This window comes from Pedobacter sp. FW305-3-2-15-E-R2A2, assembly GCF_038446955.1.
Lineage (GTDB): Bacteria > Bacteroidota > Bacteroidia > Sphingobacteriales > Sphingobacteriaceae > Pedobacter.
In genome coordinates, this window is record NZ_CP151803.1 from 6549688 (window position 1) to 6567257 (window position 17570).

Sequence of the window (17570 nt, forward strand, 5' to 3'; positions counted from 1 at the left end):
TTCCAAGAAAAACAAAAAGCCGGAATAAATTCCGGCTTCCCCCATTTGTGTGTCTTTTATCTTTTATTATTCCGCGTTTGCGGTCTTTTCTGTATTATTTGCAGCTTTTTCAGCATTGTATGCCAACAAGGCTCTTGGCGCTTTATAGCCATATCTACCAGGAAATTCCAGAATCTGCTTCATGGAAATCAATTTGTACACATAACCCGCTGTTTCACGGTTTAGCTTCATCTTGAAATAATTGTCCTGTTTTTGCCTGTTGATCTGCCTTTGCATGTGGCCATCACCTACATTATAGGCTGCTGCAACCAATGTCCAGCTATCAAAAATGCCGTAAAGCTCTTTGATATACTTTGCCGCTGCAATTGTTGACTTACGTAAGTTGTTACGCTCGTCTACATTTGAGTTGACTTTCAAACCAAAACTACGGGCTGTACCTGGCATAAATTGCCAAAAGCCTGCAGCACCTTTAGGTGATACGCCTGCCTTTAATCCTGATTCAACTAAAGGGATGTATTTAAAATCCTCTGGAATGCCATAAGCGGCGAGGATTGGTTCTATTACAGGAAACCATTCTGCTGCTTTATTGTGCAAACGATTGGTCTGTAATTTACTGTGACTGAATGCAGCAAGAACTTTTTTCATTTTACGTTCCACCCTGGCATCGCCCAGTGGAAGTGTTTCTGCTGCAAAATTTAACCGGGCAATTACTGCTACCGGTTCTTCGATTTTTGGTGTTAATGTATCTGTATTCTTTGTTGTTTTTTCTTCTTTTAAAAGACTTTTTGCTGCTTGGGGCATGTTGTAAGCAAACACTTTTGCCATAACCAGTAATGCAATTATTACCGTACATGTTATTATGTGTTTCTTTATCATTTTCCTCCTTTTTTTGGTTAATAATTTTAAAACGTTTGCAAACATACAGTATATTATGTTAATTATCAACCTTTTACGAAAACTGTACTGAAAATCAGCGTTTAAACACCCATAGGCTATGATTTTTTACATCTTGTACAAATCCGAAAAATTCAGCTATAAATTGACCGATTTTTACTAAATTTGCAGCCGCATAAATTATGCGGTTATATAGCGTATCATGATCAAAGACAACAACAGGAACAGTCGGGATGACAAGTCCAAACCGGGAAACAGAAGTACAACAGGCAAAAGTCGTAGTGGAACAGACAGTTCTTACAAAGGCAAAGGCAAGTTTGACGACAAAGAGGGGAAGGATAGTAAGTTTGGTGGCCCGAGAGATTTTAAACCAAGAGAAGGCGATAGAAAAGACTTCAAACCAAGAGAGGGAGACAGGAAAGACTTTAAGCCAAGAGAAGGCGGTTCAAGAGATTATAAACCGAGAGAAGGTGGCTCGAGAGATTTCAAACCAAGAGAAGGTGGTTCAAGGGATTACAAACCGAGAGAAGGTGGCTCGAGAGATTTCAAACCAAGAGAAGGTGGTTCAAGGGATTACAAACCGAGAGAGGGAGATTCAAGAAGCTTCAAACCACGGGGAGATAATGAGTCGAGAGACTTCAAGCCAAGAGAAGGTGGCTCAAGAGATTATAAGCCGAGAGAAGGTGGATCGAGAGATTTCAAACCAAGAGAAGGCGGTTCAAGAGATTACAAGCCTAGAGAGGGTGGATCGAGAGATTTCAAACCAAGAGGTGATAATGAGTCAAGGGATTACAAACCAAGACCACATAGTGCAGGAAGCTCAAGAGATGTTCCTCCTACAGACAAAACCCGTAGTTATATAAAGAAAGACAATTTCGGAAGTGGTGATCAACCTTTCAGAAAATTCGATGATAAAAAAGGATCAGCTTCCAGAAGTACGGACAGCAGACCATTCAGAAAAAGAGAAGACGATAATACAAGACCTGGATTTAAGGCACGTGGAGAACGCACTGAACGCGACGATAGCAATACCGTTATGCGTGGCAGAAAAGCGCCAATCCCTAAAGATGACGGACTGATCCGTTTGAACCGTTACATTGCCAATTCAGGCATTTGCTCACGCCGTAAAGCGGATGAGCTGATTGCAGCAGGTGTCGTATCTGTAAATGGAGAAGCAGTTTCGGAACTGGGACATAAAATTGACCCCGCGAAAGATGAAATCCGTTACAACGGAGAATTGTTGAAACGCGAAAAGAAAGTTTACGTTTTATTGAACAAACCAAAAGATTACATCACCACAACTGACGATCCTCAGGAACGTCGTACTGTGATGCAACTGGTAGATAAAGCAAGCAGAGAACGCATTTATCCGGTAGGAAGATTAGACCGCAATACAACAGGTCTATTATTGATGACCAATGATGGAGACCTTGCAGATAAACTATCACACCCTAAAAACGGCATCACTAAGATCTATCATGTGGAATTGAGCAGAAGCTTAAGCCAGGGAGATCTGAACAAAATTCAGTTCGGCCTTGAACTGGAAGATGGAATCATCAAACCAGATAATGTATCTTATGTAACCGGAGGCAGTAAACGTGAGGTTGGTATCCAGATTCACAGTGGTAAAAATAGAATCGTAAGAAGAATATTCGAACACCTGGGTTATGATGTGGTAAAACTAGACCGCGTTGTTTATGGTAACCTGACTAAAAAAGACCTTCCACGTGGAAGATGGCGCTATTTAGAAGAACATGAGTTGATCCAGATTAAACACCTGATCAAATAAAAAATACCTGAAGAACCGGTTACACCAAACGTAACCGGTTCTTTTTATTTATACCCATCCCGATCAAGACATCCCCTGATCGACCTCCTTTACCGCCCTCTCTTTTCAAAAAACAGACAGAATATCTCAACAATCTGAACATATTTCCTATAATTTCAAGTTTAATATGATATTATTGCTAAATAATAAATATTCAAATGAGAGCACTTTTGTTTTTTCCAGTAATACTTCTAGCCATGCAAAGCTATGCACAACAAACAGATTACAACCTGATCATTGGAACCTATACCAACACCGGGAAAAGTGAAGGAATCTATGTTTATGACTTCAATACGAATACCGCTGATTTCAAAGCAAAAAGTATTACCAAAAATGTAGAAAACCCGAGTTATCTGGCTTTAGGAACCGGAAATAAAACCATTTATGCCGTTAATGAAACCGGAGCAAGCAGCGCGGTCAGTGCTTTTCGTTTCGATGCAGCATCCGGCAAGCTGACTTTCTTAAACAAACAGGCAACCGGTGCCGATCCATGCTATGTGATTGCTGATCAAAAGAACGTCATCACAGCCAACTATTCAGGAGGAAGTCTTTCTACGTTCGGCATTAAAAAGGACGGTTCCTTATCTGCGTTAAAACTACTCACACAACATACAGGCAAAAGCATTGTTAAGCCTCAGCAGGACCAGCCACATGTCCACATGGCGCAGTTTACCCCAGACGGCAAATATATTGTGGTGAACGATCTGGGTACGGACAAGATCTTTTTTTACAAATACAACCCAAGCCTGAACGAGAAAGTATTACAAATACAATATAGCATTGATGTAACCCCGGGAACCGGCCCAAGACACCTTGTATTCAGCAAGGATGGTAAATATGCTTACCTCGTTGGGGAAATCAACGCAGGGGTCACCGTATTCAGTTATAGCGATGGTAATTTGAACGAAATTCAACAAACCAAACTCACAGAAGATGGATTTACAGGACAAAATGGTGCAGCAGACATCCACCTTTCTCCTGATGGTAAGTTTTTGTATGCCAGTAACAGGGGATCAGAAAATAAGATCACCATTTTCGCCATTGAAAAAGGAGGCTTGTTAAGTATCAGGGGGCATGCAAGTACACTTGGTAAAGGCCCGAGAAATTTTGTCATTGACCCAAGTGGAAAATACCTGCTGGTAGGACACCAGTACACCAATGACGTAGTTATTTTTGAACGTAACCAGGAAACAGGCGCTTTAAAGGACACCGGAAAAAGGATTGAAGTTGGCGCTCCCGTATGCCTGCTGTTTGCTCCGGTAAAATAACCGTACTTTGAAAATAAAAAGTCCTTTGGATGATCCAAAGGACTTTTTTTATAGCTAAACTACTTTCAGTTTATGCGCTTCTTCTATTACCTGATTATAGTAATCTATATATACTGGCAGGATCTTCTTCAGATCAAAATCCTGAGCCCTGATAAAGGCATTCTCCTTAAATCGTTGTAACACCTCATCATTCTCCAGAATTTGAATTCCCTTGGCAGCCATATCTTCCACATCACCTACATTACTCATAAAGCCACAGAAACCGTCGATATTCAACTCTGGCAAGCCACCTGCATTAGACGTAATGGCAGGAACTTTACAGGCCATAGCTTCTAATGCCGCTAATCCGAAGCTTTCCGATTCTGAAGGCATCAGGAACAAGTCTGATACCGATAGAATCTCTTCTATTGCATCCTGTTTCCCTAAGAAACGAACATGTTCGCAAATTCCCAGTTCACGACAAAGCTGCTCATTATAAGCACGTTCCGGGCCATCTCCTACCATTAATAACTTGGAAGGAATCCTTTGTTGAATCTTCTCAAAGGTTCTGATCACATCACCTGTACGCTTCACTTTTCGGAAGTTAGAGGTATGGATCAGAATTCTTTCATTATTAGGCGCGATGGCTTTCTTGAAATGATCTTTAGGCTTTAAGCTAAACCTGTTGAAATCGATAAAGTTAGGAATCACTTTGATCTCATTGGTGATCTCAAAATGTTTCTCCGTATCTTCTTTCAGGTTTTGCGAAACAGTGGTTACACCATCTGATTTGTTAATCGAAAAGGTAACCACCGGTTTATAGGTTGGATCTTTACCCACCAGGGTGATGTCTGTTCCGTGCAGCGTAGTGACAAATGGGATATATATCCCATAAGTTTCCAGAATTTGCTTGGCCATAAATGCAGCAGAAGCATGTGGAATCGCATAATGTACATGCAGAATGTCCAGCTTTTCAAAGCGCACTACGTCTACCAGTTTACTCGCCAGTGCAGATTCATAGGGAGCATAATCAAATAAAGGATAATCCCTTACAGATACTTCATGATAGAATAAGTTGGCAGAGAAAAAGTCGAGGCGGGCAGGCTGACTATAAGTGATAAAATGGACCTGGTGACCTTCATCAGCAAGTGCTTTACCTAATTCAGTAGCAACTACTCCACTACCTCCAAAAGTTGGGTAACAAACGATACCTATTTTCATTCCAGCGAATTTGTTTTACGATGCAAAGTACAATACTTAAACTGAGCTTTGTGTTAAACAATTGCAATTATTTAAGATTTCATCTGGTCCTTCAGAACAAGATACATCTCATTAGGGCGTTGTGTTCCGATAAAGTACTCAAAACCATCACGATCGGTAAGCACCACCGCATCTTTTCCCGAAGAATAAAAGCGGACACTTCCTTTACGGTGCAGGTTATATACCGGATTATTGAATAAATAATTGCTATATGTATCTTTTCTAACGCTTTTAATGGTATTTAGATCAATCTCGACCTTTCTGGCAGACCATAAACCATCGATCAGGATCTTTTTATCATCAATGATCGTTTTATATTGAATCATGAAAAGGAGAATAATAGAAACGCCGATAATTCCAAAACCCACTACCAAAAACAGGTCCTGAGTATTGTCGCGATCACGCTCATAGACATAAGCAGCAAAACAAAATGCAGCCATAACCAACCGAATACATATTCTGATGTAATCGCGGCCTATATATTGTTTCTCCAAAAATGCGTATCGGTTCCCCATCTATATAATTTTCAATAAAGTTACTTGTTTTTTCCTTTGCTTAGTAAAACAACCTGCTTAAGATTGTTTAGAAATTGTAATATGTAGATTTCTAAAAGTCAATATTGTTACATTTTTCGTCGCTGGACTGATCTTATACCGGTTATCCTGTCTCAGGCCCATGACCCAAATAATTTCTCCATTCCCATTTACCAGGATAGGAATATCATCTTTCCTCGTCACCGGGACTTTTTCATCAATGAAGAAGTCGCTTAGTTTTTTAAAGTTGCTCATCCCGATCGGTTTAAACTTATCACCGTTTTGTCTGTTTCTTAATACTAACGGATAAATCAGCTTTTCTGCATCGAGGTAGGCTTCAAAATGGTCTTTTTTAAAAGAATGCGTTTCTTCAAATTTCGATTTAGAAAGGGTAACCATTGTCAGTTCACCTTCAGGAAGTGCGGTAATCAGATCTTGTGCGTGTATCATCAGGTGCTGTCGGGACATCGCGTCCTTGTTCTTCAAGGCAACTAAAATCAAATCCTCCCGATCCAGTGTCAGCTGATGAGAAGTACTAAAAAATGAAATCCCACTTTGTTTATCCAATGCCTGCAGTACATCGGCTACCAGGTGCTCAGTAAAACCATAAGGCTTCAAGACCTCGAACAACAACAATTTCTGCGGAGACAGGCTTTTAACTTCCGCAATGGAAAGGTGAATTCCATCCTGTTTTTTAATGAGGAGTTTCTGGCTTAAATCTGCCACTACCTTTTGCAGTACCAGTTCCGTATCTGCAAAACGCTGAATGTTGTGCTGAAAGGTGACTTCCAGATTCCCATTGATCTCTTTCAACCTGGGCAATACCTTTAACCTTATTTTATTCCGGGCATAATTGGTACTTAGGTTGGAACTGTCTTCCACATAGTCGAGATGTTCTCTTTCCATCAGTTCATTGATTGCAGTTCTGGAGAGAAACAAAAGGGGCCTGATTAAATGGCCTCTTTTGGGAAGGATGCCATGTAATCCGGCAATCCCTGTACCACGGGTCAGGTTGAGCAAAACAGTTTCAATGGCATCATCCTGATGTTGCGCAAGGGCGATGAATGCATATTCTTCCTTACTTCTCAGCTCTTCAAACCATTGATAACGCAAATCCCTCGCCGCCATCTGTATCGAAACCTTATGTCCGGCGGCATACTCTTTTGTCCGGAAATGCTGTACATAAAAAGGCACATCAAGTGTTGCAGACAACATTTTCACAAAATGTTCATCACGCACAGATTCTTCTCCCCTCAAATTAAAATTACAGTGTGCAATACCAAAATCATATCCGGAGAGTTTAAATAGATGGGCCATTAAAACAGAGTCCCGGCCTCCGCTTACAGCCAGAAGAATCCGGTCATTTACAGTGAAAAGAGCATTTTGGCTGATGTAATCTTTAAAATTCTGAAGAGGTAACATCTTTCAAAAATATTTAATTTAAACCACAATGGGATACCTTAGAAAAAAACAATCATTTAAAGGCTGGTAATCACCCAATGAAACCTATCTGCTCATGATCAGTTCGCAGCCCTTAAACCGAATCTGTGAGTTCGTGGGAACCTTTAAAAATCAATAAATAACGCTAAAAAAACAAATATATTCCGATGGAAATGGTACGCAAAAAACTAACTTTGTAAAGTGCAAAAATTACGTCTTTTTTTAATTCTATTCCTGCTCCCGTTTTCTTTGCTCGCGCAACAGAAAACAAAGATTTTCCTATTAAGTTCCACTGCGACCACGGTAAAGAAGACTCCTTCCGGCTCAGTTTCCTATCTGAGAAATCCTGTGTTCAAACAAGACAACGCCACACTTGCATGCGATAGTGCCGTATTTTACGAAGAAAAAAACATGTTTGATGCTTTTGACCATGTGCACATTAACCAGGCCGACACCATCAACATTTATTCTGACAGACTTACTTATGATGGGAACACTAAAAATGCCCATTTAACAAGTAATGTTAAAATGATTGATAAAGAATCCATATTGACCACCAATATTCTGGATTACAACCTTGGCAGTAAGGTAGGAACTTATGTAACCGGAGGTAAAATTGTGAGTAAGGATGTTACCCTAACCAGTAAAAACGGGTACTATTTTTCCAACAGCCGCGATGCTTACTTCCGTTATAATGTAGTGGTCGTTACTCCTGAATCTACCATTAAATCAGATACCTTAAGATACAACACCCTCACTAACTGGACTTATTTTTACGGCCCCACCAATATTATGGGAAAGGACGATAATCTTTATACCGAAAACGGGGCTTACAATACCAAAACACAATATGCTTACTTCGGAAAGAAAAACCTGTACACTCAGGGCTCCAAATCTTTAAAAGGAGACAGTTTATATTATGATGGAATTGCCGGATATGGCAAGGCAGTAAGAAATATCGTATTTAAAGACACGACCGATAAAACGGTGATGTATGGACAACTGGGGTATTATTACAAAATAGACCAGCGGACCATTGTGACAAAAAATCCTTATATAGGATTAGGCACTTCAGATTCTGTCATGGTCGGCAAAAAGCTTCGTCCCGACAGCTTGTGGATGGGAGCCGATACGCTGGAAACACAGATGGTCCTTTTAAAAACATTGAAACTCATCTCCTCCCCGGTACTTAAAAAGGATAACGAAATGGGCGAAGAGGAAAAAGAGGAGAAAAAAGTTGGAGATAAAAAAGGGATAGCTGCCTCCGCGACAACTGAAAAAGGAGCGAAAAAAGGCGACAAAACTGATAAAAACCCAAAAACAGGGAACAAACCTGTAGCCGGCAGTGACAGTACGAAAGTTAAAATCCCCGGATTAACGGACAGCCTCAAAAAAGACAATATTCCACTGAAAAAAGACAGCATTCCGATTAAGAAAAAAGAAGTCCCCATTGTCAAAAAAGCGACAAAACAGGTTCTCGCCGACAGCACCATTCTGACCGTGCTAAAGGCCGCCGAAGTCATTCAGCCTGCAACGGCAAAAGACTCGGTTAAGCTTGCAAAAACAGATCCTAAAAAGGCCAACGCTACGGATGCCAAAAAGGGTACTGATCCAAAAAAAGCAACCGACCCAAAAAAAGGAGCAGGAGGAAAAACGCCTGTCGCAAAACCGGGCACTAAACCTTCAGTTCAAGACTCACTTCCCTTTAATCCTGCTGATACGATCAGAACCAGGGCAATTAAAGCGTATCACAATGTAAGGGTGTTTAAGTCGAACATGCAGGCAAGGGCAGATTCATTGTTTTATACCAGCTCAGACTCTACCCTACGTTGGTATGGAAGTCCGGTATTATGGGCCGAAGGATCTCAGCAAACCGGGGATACCATTTACCTGAAACTGAAAAATAAACAGCTGAATACGTCACAGGTGCTCAACAATGGTTTCATGGTAAACGTAAACCTCGATTCAGCAAGATACAACCAGGTCAAAGGAAAACTCATTACCGGCTTTTTCATCGATGGCAAACTAAACCGGATGTTTGTGGATGGGAATGCAGAAAGTATCTACTTTAACAAGGAAAAGGACAGTATTTATACTGAAATGAACCAAACGGTGAGCGCCAGGATAAAAATTATTTTTCAAAATAAGGAAATCAAAGACATCATCACCATTAAGGATACTGAAGGAGCGAGAACACCAATAAAAGAGCTCAAAGAAGATGTATTCCTGACCGGATTTACCTGGAAACCGGAACTTAGGCCTTTGTCAAAAAAAGAAGTGATCAATGGAAAACCGAAGCCCAAACCGGGAGCAAAGAAAGCACCGGGACCTAAGGGACCGAAAATGCCGTTGAAACCTAAGGACAAGAATGATCCAACTGCAGTTCCGGAAAAAGGAAATGTGATTCCCAAAGTACCATTGAAACAAACCGAAGGAAAAGGAAGCCTTAAAACAGATTCAATAAAAACAGGTACCATCAAACCCGGAACGATAAAACCAGCGGCAGCTAAAACAGATAGCCTTCCCAAAGTGCCTGTTAAAGCAGATAGTCTTTCTAAAGCACCTGTTAAAGCGGATAGCCTGAAAGGCCTTCCGCTTAAAACCAATGCGATTAAAGCACCGGCTGTTGTTCCTTTAAAAAAGCAATAAGCTTGCGCATGGCGATGGCCCGGTGACTGATCTGATTCTTCTGTTCCATGCTCATCTGTGCAAAACTCTGCTCATATCCATCAGGCACGAAAATAGGATCATATCCAAATCCCTGATCACCGACAGGATTTTCCCGGATATGTCCATTTATTACACCTTCAAAAAAGTAGCTCTTCGCCCCCTGAATCAAGGAGATCACCGTTTTAAAACGGGCCTTTCTATTGCTCAGCCCTTCCATCTTCTGAAGTACCAGCTTTAGGTTCACCTGATCGTCTTTCTGCCCTGAATACCTGGCAGAATAAATCCCCGGCTCATTGTTCAAAGCTTCAATCTCGAGCCCGCTATCGTCTGCAAAGCAATCCAGCTGGTAGTTTTCCACGACATAAGTGCTTTTCAAAAAAGCATTCTCTTCAAAAGTATCACCCGTTTCCGGGATATCTACCGTGCAACCGATATCTGAAAGGTTAAGTACCTTATATTCGTTCAGTAAAAGCTCGCCGACTTCTTCCGTTTTATGTTTATTGTTGGTGGCAAACACCAGTTCTTTTCTCATAATCCTAATTGTTTAAGGCTGCCCCATAATACTTTCTTACCTGTCGAATCTCCCTCCAGCGTTTTCAACTCGGAGGAGAAAATCATTCTGACCCCTTCCTCCAACACAATGCTGTTCTGAGGATATGCCTTCATTTTCAACTGTTCAGGTGTCACCCCAAAAGCAAAGATCAGTACACTGGAAAAATGCTGCTGTAATTGTGCATAACTTGTCCCGGTATAACCGGCATAATTCAGCAGGGCAAAATCATTCGCACTGAGGTTTACTGATTTTACGATCTTACGCAGTAGTTCTCTCCCTTTTTCATCGCTTACCTCATGCTCTGGATCATTCACGAGAATAAGAATATTGCGGCTGTTCTTCCCCAGAAATTTAAAAGACAGGATTTCTTTCGGTTCTTCCACAGCGCGCGGCAACGAAACCACAGGACTAACCGGAGCCTCAGAAACCGGCTTAACCAACTGATCTTCAGAAACAATATCATTGTCCGCTGATAAAATCTCCTCTCCTCTAATCAAATAAATATCATCTGTGAAAAATAAACGTAAAGCGTCCCCGTTAGTTGTAAGTTGACTGGCCATTAATGCTGATTTTATTGGAAATCTTTTTTCTGTTAAAATTAGTTAAATATCTTATTATAGCGCCTTTATTTGTTACTTTTATGCCTTAAAATATATATAGTATATATCTTTCGTGAGAAAAACTTATTGCATTATCATCTTCAGCCTGACCTTTGCCGGCGCATTTGCACAAAATGTGGCGAGTATCAATGGGAAGCCTGTAGGCAGCAAAGAATTTATGTGGGTTTATAAGAAAAACCACTCAGGAACTGCAAATGCAGCGTTTACAGAGCTGGAAGGTTATTTAAATCTTTACCTGAATTTCAAACTTAAAGTACTCGATGCCATAGAAATGGGCTTTGATAAGGATACGGCCTATCTTACAGAAATAAAGAATTATGAGGCCGCTTTACGTACCCGGAAGAAGATCTCTAACACAAAGGCAACGTATTCGATGGTCATGAATGAATATAAGAATGCGGTATTGATGTTTAACATTTCGGAATTAAAAGTTTGGGATAAAGCACAGAATGATGAAGACCAACTCCGCAATTTTTACGAAAGAAACAAGCTCTTTTATAACGATGGTTCGTTTGAAGAGGTCAAAGGAAAAGTCATCAATGATTACCAGGAGGTCCTGGAAAGAGAATGGGTGACCGCATTGAGAAAGAAGTATCCGGTGAAAATATACGAGGCGGAATTAAGAAAACTGGCTAAATTATAATTATACCACCGGAAGATTATTAATATTAAATTTGCAAAAAGAATATAATTGAACGTACATAGAATGAAGAAATTTTTAGCGATTGCAGGCGGATTAATCTGTTTGTTTTTGAACGCACAAGCACAACCAGCAAAGAAAAATATAGATAAAGTGGTTGCAGTATTAGGGAATAATATCATTTTATTATCGGACCTGAACCAGCAATATGCGCAATATCTGAATTCGGGAAACCCGGCTGATGAAAAGGTAAAATGCTATATTTTGCAACAGATGCTTGCTCAGAAACTACTGAAACAACAGGCAGAAATTGACTCTATCACTGTGGAAGAAGCGCAGGTAGACGAAGAAGTGGATAAAAGGATGCGTATGCAGATCCAACGGGCCGGCGGACAAGAACGTCTGGAGCAATTTTTAAACCGTTCTGTTCTCCAATATAAAGATGAGATCAGACCTGATTTAAAGGAACAATTAATCTCTAATAAGATGCAGGCCCACATCACTCAGGATGTAAGCATTACTCCTCTGGAGGTTAAAAAATATTTTGATTCGTACAAAAAAGATAGTCTTCCTGATATTCCTACAGAGTTTGAGGTTGGAGAGATCGTGCTTCACCCAAAACTAACCAAGGCAGAGAAACAAAAATTCTATGATAAAATTGATGCTTTAAGACTTAGGGTAAAAAGTGGTGAAGACTTTGCTTTCCTTGCAAAATCTTACTCTGAAGATCCGGGATCAGCACCTGATGGTGGTGATTTAGGGTTCTTTGACCGGACCAGAATGGTGAAAGAATTTACTGCATGGGCTTTCAAGCTGAAAGCTGGTGAGCTCTCTCCTGTTTTTGAATCAGAGCATGGTTTCCATATCTTACAGGTCATTGAACGTCGTGGTGAACAGGTTCAGGCCCGTCACATTCTGATTCGTCCTCAGACCACGCCAGAGAGTTTAGATCGCGTGAAGCTTCAGGCAGATAGTCTTTACACCAATATCAACACGAAGAAAATCACCTTCTCTACAGCAGCATCTCTATATTCAGACAACAAAGAATCCCAGTACAATGGAGGAATGATCCTTTATGCGGATAACGTTACTGCAAGAACAACTTTTATCCCTGCTGATAAGCTTGATCCTAAAGTATTCCTGGTAGTGGATACCATGAAAGTAGGTGAAATCTCTAAACCGGTACTTTTCACAGGACAGGATGGAAAAGAAGGATATAAAATCCTTTTCCTTAAATCTAAAATTCCACCTCATAAAGGAAACCTGGAACAGGATTATGCCAAGTTCAAAGAAAGAGCGCAACAAGGTAAAATTGACCGTATCCTGAGTGAATGGTTCGAAAAAAGAAGAGAAAATACCTACATCAGAATTGACGAAGATTACAACAAATGTGATGAGTTAAAAATCTGGACTAAAACGGCTAAAAAATAGGTTTATGCAGTTTGATAACGATATAAAAGCCGTAGACGCATTACATCAATCGTACAAGGATATTAAGGCCGAAATCGGCAAAGTGGTCATTGGACAGGATGATGTCGTAAAATCCGTTTTAATATCCATTTTCAGTAATGGTCATTGTTTACTTGTCGGGGTTCCCGGCCTGGCAAAGACCTTACTTGTTCAAACTGTAGCCAATGTACTGGACCTTAATTTTAACAGGATCCAGTTTACTCCCGACTTAATGCCCAGCGATATCATTGGTGCAGAAATTCTTGGGGAAGACAGAAATTTTAAGTTCATTCCCGGACCTATATTTTCGAATATCATCCTTGCGGATGAGATCAACAGAACACCGCCAAAAACACAGGCTGCCTTATTGGAAGCCATGCAGGAAAAAGCGGTAACTGCAGCTGGTCAAAGACATATTTTACCCAATCCATTCTTTGTATTGGCTACACAAAATCCAATTGAGCAGGAAGGTACATACCCTCTTCCTGAAGCGCAGTTAGACCGTTTCATGTTCAATGTACATCTGGACTACCCTTCCTTCGAGGAAGAGCTGACGATCGTTAAAAATACCACGGGTAATCAGGAAATTCAATTGAAAAAAATCATCAATGCACAGCAGATTCAATATTTCCAGAAACTGGTAAGAAACATCCCTGTTGCAGATAATGTAATAGAATACGCGGTAAAACTGGCAACTAAAACCCGTCCTCACACTCCTTCTGCTACTGAAGATATCAATAAATACATCAGCTGGGGTGCAGGACCAAGGGCTTCTCAGTTCCTGGTGATCGGTGCAAAATGTCATGCTGCTATATCAGGTAAATATTCTCCTGATATTGAAGATGTACAGGCTGTTGCCGAGGCGATCCTACGCCACCGTATTGTGCGAAACTACCGCGCTGAAGCGGAAGGCTTAAGCATCGAACAAATCATTAAAAACTTATATTAATCTGTTGTCAGATTAATACAAATTAAAAAGGCCTTGAAAAATTTCAAGGCCTTTTTAATTTTATACAGAAATGCTATTGCTCCAGAAGTTCCGCTTTAAACAAGTTTGGATAATCGGTCACGATACCATCCACACCAAGATCAATCAGGTATTTCATCTGTTTTGTCGAATTAATCGTCCAGGGAATGATTTTAATTCCTGCAGCGTGACAACGGTCTACCAGACCTTTACCTACCAATACAGAATATGGGCTATATACCGTAGGATTAAATCCAAGCTCCTGAATGTTATTCTCAAAATCTTCCTTTTCATCAATCAGTAAAGCTGTTTTGATCTTAGGATAATGTTCATGCAGGTGTTGAAGCGTACGGACATCAAAAGATTGAATCGTAACCCTTTTTTCTATTTTCTTTCTCTTTACCACATCCATAATCAGGTCTACAAATTCTGCAGGTTCAGGCTGGAACTCATTGTCACCTTTAGGAATGGTTTTCGTTTCGATGCTGTAATTCGGTTTTGCCAATCGATTTTCCTTCACGTAGTTCTCCACAGAATCAATCGTTTCTTCTAACAATGGCTTATAAGTTTTGAACTTTTGCTGTCCGGGAAACCGGTTGTGCACCTTACTGCCCACATCATATTTCTTCACATCCGCATAATCCATCTTATAGATGTTATGTTTTTTCTGATCTTTCAAACTGATTTCCTTCCCATCCGGCTTCAGACTGATCTCCGAATTGAAATAAGGCTCCTGAGAAAGGACGACCTGCTTATCCTTCGAGATCACTGCATTCATAATTAAGGTATTTACACCCAGATCCAGCGCCTTTATCATTCCGGGAATGGTGTTCTCAGGCATGATCCCCCTGGCTCCCCTCTGCCCCTGTAAATCGAATTTCTGAGCCTGACTTTGAAAGGCCAACATGATGGCCGCAATGAATAATATATTCTTCTTCATGAATGTCTTTGTTGTGTGTTTATACGGCAATGGCCGGGTTAAAAAACGGATCAAAAAAAAGGTTTCTTAAATTAAATCTTTAAGAAACCTTTTTTATAAGTTATTTTCTTTTGATTAACGTTCAGCAGGTGCAAATACCTGTACAATCAAATTCCAGTTATGGTCTGCCTGACGCTCATAAATAAAAAGATAATTAAAGCTTTCTCTAAGATCTGCTTTATAATCTACAGTAGCCACGCCATAAGTATAAGCAAGGTCACCACCGTCCGCTTTATTGACTTTGGTGGTTTTCAATGTTATATTTTTCACCATTCCATTAAAGAAAGACAATGCTTTTTCTTTTCCTATGATCGGCTCGTATCCTGGAAACAAAACCCTTGCATCAGGATTTAAGAACCCAGCGAAGGCAGCAATCCCGTAAGATTTCAGCATCGTATTCAGCGTTTTTTCGGTTGTTGCAATGATGTCAACTCCTGCAGCCCTTTGTTTATCACCAGCGAACTTAGGCTTATAAAAGTCTTTAGGTTCAATAAATAAAGGTTCTACTTTGTTTAAAGGTTTGTTATGAGTGATTCCTAAATCCATCGCTAACTCCCACTTTCCGTCTTTCGCCTTCCATACTGAAAGGTATTGGCCATAGGTTTTAGTTTCCCCATCAGCAGTAAAAGGACCTGTCGTAAAACCCCAGTCGCCACTTCTTGCTACTTTAGCATAAACAGGGTTCCAGCTCAATCCTTTATCATCTCCCTGCCCCGCATAAAAGGTTTTCGCATTTACCGGGTTGGGTCTGAATACCAGCGCATCATTCGCAGAATAAGTGGTAAATGCAGTTTTTGCACCATGCTTGGCAAGGTCTTCTGCAAATTCCTTTTCTGCTTTTACCAGGGACTTAGTGCTTCCATCCGATTTTTGTGCATATGCACCAAGGGTTATAGAAACCGCTATAATTGTATATATAAATTTATTCATCATGTTTTAGGTATAGTTTGGGCACTAATATAGTCGTTGTATTACTTTTGACCTTTAAAAAGTAATTAACAATTAAACAATGTTAAGCTTTGTTCCAGGTCGTACCTTCTTTACTGTCCTTCAACTGGATGCCCATACTTTGGAGGCCCAGACGGATTTTATCAGATGTGGCATAGTCCTTATTCTCTTTGGCTGTCTTTCTTAGCTCGATTACCATATCCAACACCGAATTCAATTCCAGATTGGAAGTATCTTCCGCTTTTAATCCAAAAATGTCAAACACAAAATCTTTCATCAGCTTTTTCAGCTTATCCAGTTCTGCAGCGGAGATCGTTCCTTTACCATCATACACCGTATTGATAATGCGCACGGCTTCGAACAATTCTGCAATCACCACAGGGCTGTTGAAATCATCATTCATAGCTTTTAAACAGTTGTCTATGATTGGGCCGATCTCAAAATCGCTGCTTTCCGAAGGGCTTAATTTATCCATCAGACTAATGGCATTCATCAATCTTTTGAATCCTTTTTCTGAGGCATCCAATGCTTCATTAGAAAAATCAAGCGTACTGCGGTAATGTGCCTGAAGCATAAAGAATTTAACCGTCATCGGGCTAAAGCCCTTCTCCAGCAATACATGCTCCCCTTTGAACAATTCCTCAGGAAGGAAACCATTTCCTAAGCTTTTAGACATTCTCGTTCCATTCACCGTCAGCATATTGGTATGCATCCAGTACTTGGCCGGTTGTTTATGACTGCAAGCTTCAGACTGTGCAATTTCATTCGTATGATGTGTTGCAGCAAGGTCCATTCCTCCTCCGTGAATGTCGAACTCTTCGCCAAGGTATTTCGCACTCATTGCCGAACATTCAATATGCCAACCCGGAAAACCTTCACCCCATGGAGAAGCCCAGCGCATCAGTGTTTCTGGCTTCGCTTTAATCCAAAGTGCAAAATCCAATCGTCCGCGTTTTTCATCCTGCCCACCCAGTTCCCTGGTATTGGCCAGCATGTCTTCCATGTTTCTGTTGGTAAGAATGGTATAGTTATATTCTTTGCTATATTTTTCTACGTCAAAATAAACCGTTCCGTTCGCTTCGTATGCATATCCGTTGCTGATGATCTCTTTGATCATTTCGATTTGCTCTATGATATGCCCTGTAGCGGTAGGCTCAATGCTTGGCGGCAGGGTATTGAACATTCTCAGGACATCATGAAATCCAAGAGTGTACTTCTGTACAATTTCCATTGGCTCCAGCTGCTCCAGCTTGGCTCTTTTTGCAAATTTATCATCACCCTCATCACGATCACCTTCCAAATGACCGGCATCGGTAATGTTCCGCACATAACGGACTTTATATCCACTATACGTTAAATACCTGAAGATCAAATCGAATGAGATAAACGTACGACAATTCCCCAAATGAACGTCACTGTAAACAGTAGGGCCGCAAACGTACATACCTACATGAGGTGCGTTTAGCGGTTCAAAAATTTCTTTTTTACGCGTAAGGGTATTGTAGAGCTGTAGACCTGTATCCATTTTGCAAAGGTAAAAAT

At 40.6% G+C, this 17570-nt stretch carries 15 protein-coding genes; 6 read left to right on the plus strand and 9 right to left on the minus strand.

The features are described from left to right. Positions 1-66 precede the first annotated feature (66 nt). The gene (locus AAFF35_RS26580) at positions 67-921 is read right to left on the minus strand and encodes a lytic transglycosylase domain-containing protein (RefSeq protein ID WP_342329505.1); all 855 of its coding nucleotides are present in this window, start codon (positions 919-921) and stop codon (positions 67-69) included. Between the two features lie 175 nt (positions 922-1096). On the opposite strand from AAFF35_RS26580, the gene AAFF35_RS26585 reads away from it, so the two are divergent. Together AAFF35_RS26585 and AAFF35_RS26590 are read left to right on the plus strand one after the other, a co-directional pair. Continuing rightward, positions 1097-2683, plus strand: a complete 1587-nt coding sequence (locus tag AAFF35_RS26585) for a pseudouridine synthase (protein ID WP_342329506.1) — start codon at positions 1097-1099, stop codon at positions 2681-2683. A 236-nt stretch (positions 2684-2919) separates the two neighbouring features. Next, positions 2920-3990, plus strand: a complete 1071-nt coding sequence (locus tag AAFF35_RS26590) for a lactonase family protein (RefSeq protein ID WP_342329507.1) — start codon at positions 2920-2922, stop codon at positions 3988-3990. Positions 3991-4044: 54 nt separating this feature from the next. Here the strand turns inward: AAFF35_RS26590 and bshA are convergent, their stop codons facing one another. The 3 genes from bshA to tilS all read right to left on the minus strand — a co-directional run bounded on the left by bshA (position 4045) and on the right by tilS (position 7184). Continuing rightward, positions 4045-5190 (minus strand): N-acetyl-alpha-D-glucosaminyl L-malate synthase BshA, encoded by a 1146-nt coding sequence (gene bshA, locus AAFF35_RS26595; RefSeq protein WP_342329508.1) that lies wholly within the window; start codon positions 5188-5190, stop codon positions 4045-4047. Positions 5191-5261: 71 nt separating this feature from the next. After that, positions 5262-5744 (minus strand): hypothetical protein, encoded by a 483-nt coding sequence (locus AAFF35_RS26600; protein ID WP_342329509.1) that lies wholly within the window; start codon positions 5742-5744, stop codon positions 5262-5264. Positions 5745-5801: 57 nt separating this feature from the next. Then, complete coding sequence (tilS, locus tag AAFF35_RS26605; protein WP_342329510.1) at positions 5802-7184, minus strand: tRNA lysidine(34) synthetase TilS; 1383 nt, start codon at positions 7182-7184, stop codon at positions 5802-5804. Between the two features lie 219 nt (positions 7185-7403). On the opposite strand from tilS, the gene AAFF35_RS26610 reads away from it, so the two are divergent. Next, positions 7404-9851: an OstA-like protein gene (locus tag AAFF35_RS26610; protein ID WP_342329511.1), complete on the plus strand. Its 2448-nt coding sequence runs from the start codon at positions 7404-7406 to the stop codon at positions 9849-9851. Here AAFF35_RS26610 and AAFF35_RS26615 read toward each other — a convergent pair. Together AAFF35_RS26615 and AAFF35_RS26620 are read right to left on the minus strand one after the other, a co-directional pair. After that, positions 9814-10404: a non-canonical purine NTP diphosphatase gene (locus tag AAFF35_RS26615; RefSeq protein WP_342329512.1), complete on the minus strand. Its 591-nt coding sequence runs from the start codon at positions 10402-10404 to the stop codon at positions 9814-9816. The genes AAFF35_RS26610 and AAFF35_RS26615 overlap by 38 nt on opposite strands. Beyond that, on the minus strand, positions 10401-10985 hold the full coding sequence (locus AAFF35_RS26620; RefSeq protein ID WP_342329513.1) for a hypothetical protein: 585 nt from the start codon (positions 10983-10985) through the stop codon (positions 10401-10403). Before AAFF35_RS26620 ends, AAFF35_RS26615 begins: the two co-directional genes overlap by 4 nt. A 112-nt stretch (positions 10986-11097) precedes the next feature. Between AAFF35_RS26620 and AAFF35_RS26625 the strand changes: the two genes are divergently transcribed. From AAFF35_RS26625 to AAFF35_RS26635, 3 genes are all read left to right on the plus strand, one after another. Beyond that, a complete protein-coding gene (locus tag AAFF35_RS26625; protein WP_342329514.1) occupies positions 11098-11688 on the plus strand; it encodes a hypothetical protein in 591 nt (196 codons plus the stop codon). 63 nt (positions 11689-11751) lie between these two features. Further along, a complete protein-coding gene (locus tag AAFF35_RS26630; RefSeq protein WP_342329515.1) occupies positions 11752-13116 on the plus strand; it encodes a peptidylprolyl isomerase in 1365 nt (454 codons plus the stop codon). 4 nt (positions 13117-13120) lie between these two features. Further along, positions 13121-14083, plus strand: coding sequence for a MoxR family ATPase (locus tag AAFF35_RS26635; protein WP_342329516.1), 963 nt, complete (start codon positions 13121-13123; stop codon positions 14081-14083). A 73-nt stretch (positions 14084-14156) separates the two neighbouring features. On the opposite strand, the gene AAFF35_RS26640 is transcribed toward AAFF35_RS26635, so the two are convergent. The 3 genes from AAFF35_RS26640 to cysS form a co-directional block, all read right to left on the minus strand. Further along, complete coding sequence (locus tag AAFF35_RS26640; RefSeq protein ID WP_342329517.1) at positions 14157-15041, minus strand: glycerophosphodiester phosphodiesterase family protein; 885 nt, start codon at positions 15039-15041, stop codon at positions 14157-14159. Between the two features lie 114 nt (positions 15042-15155). After that, positions 15156-16013 (minus strand): nuclear transport factor 2 family protein, encoded by an 858-nt coding sequence (locus tag AAFF35_RS26645; RefSeq protein WP_342329518.1) that lies wholly within the window; start codon positions 16011-16013, stop codon positions 15156-15158. 79 nt (positions 16014-16092) lie between these two features. After that, positions 16093-17553 carry a cysteine--tRNA ligase gene (gene cysS, locus AAFF35_RS26650; protein ID WP_342329519.1) on the minus strand — a complete coding sequence of 487 codons (1461 nt, stop codon included), beginning with the start codon at positions 17551-17553 and terminating at the stop codon, positions 16093-16095. Positions 17554-17570: the final 17 nt, after the last annotated feature.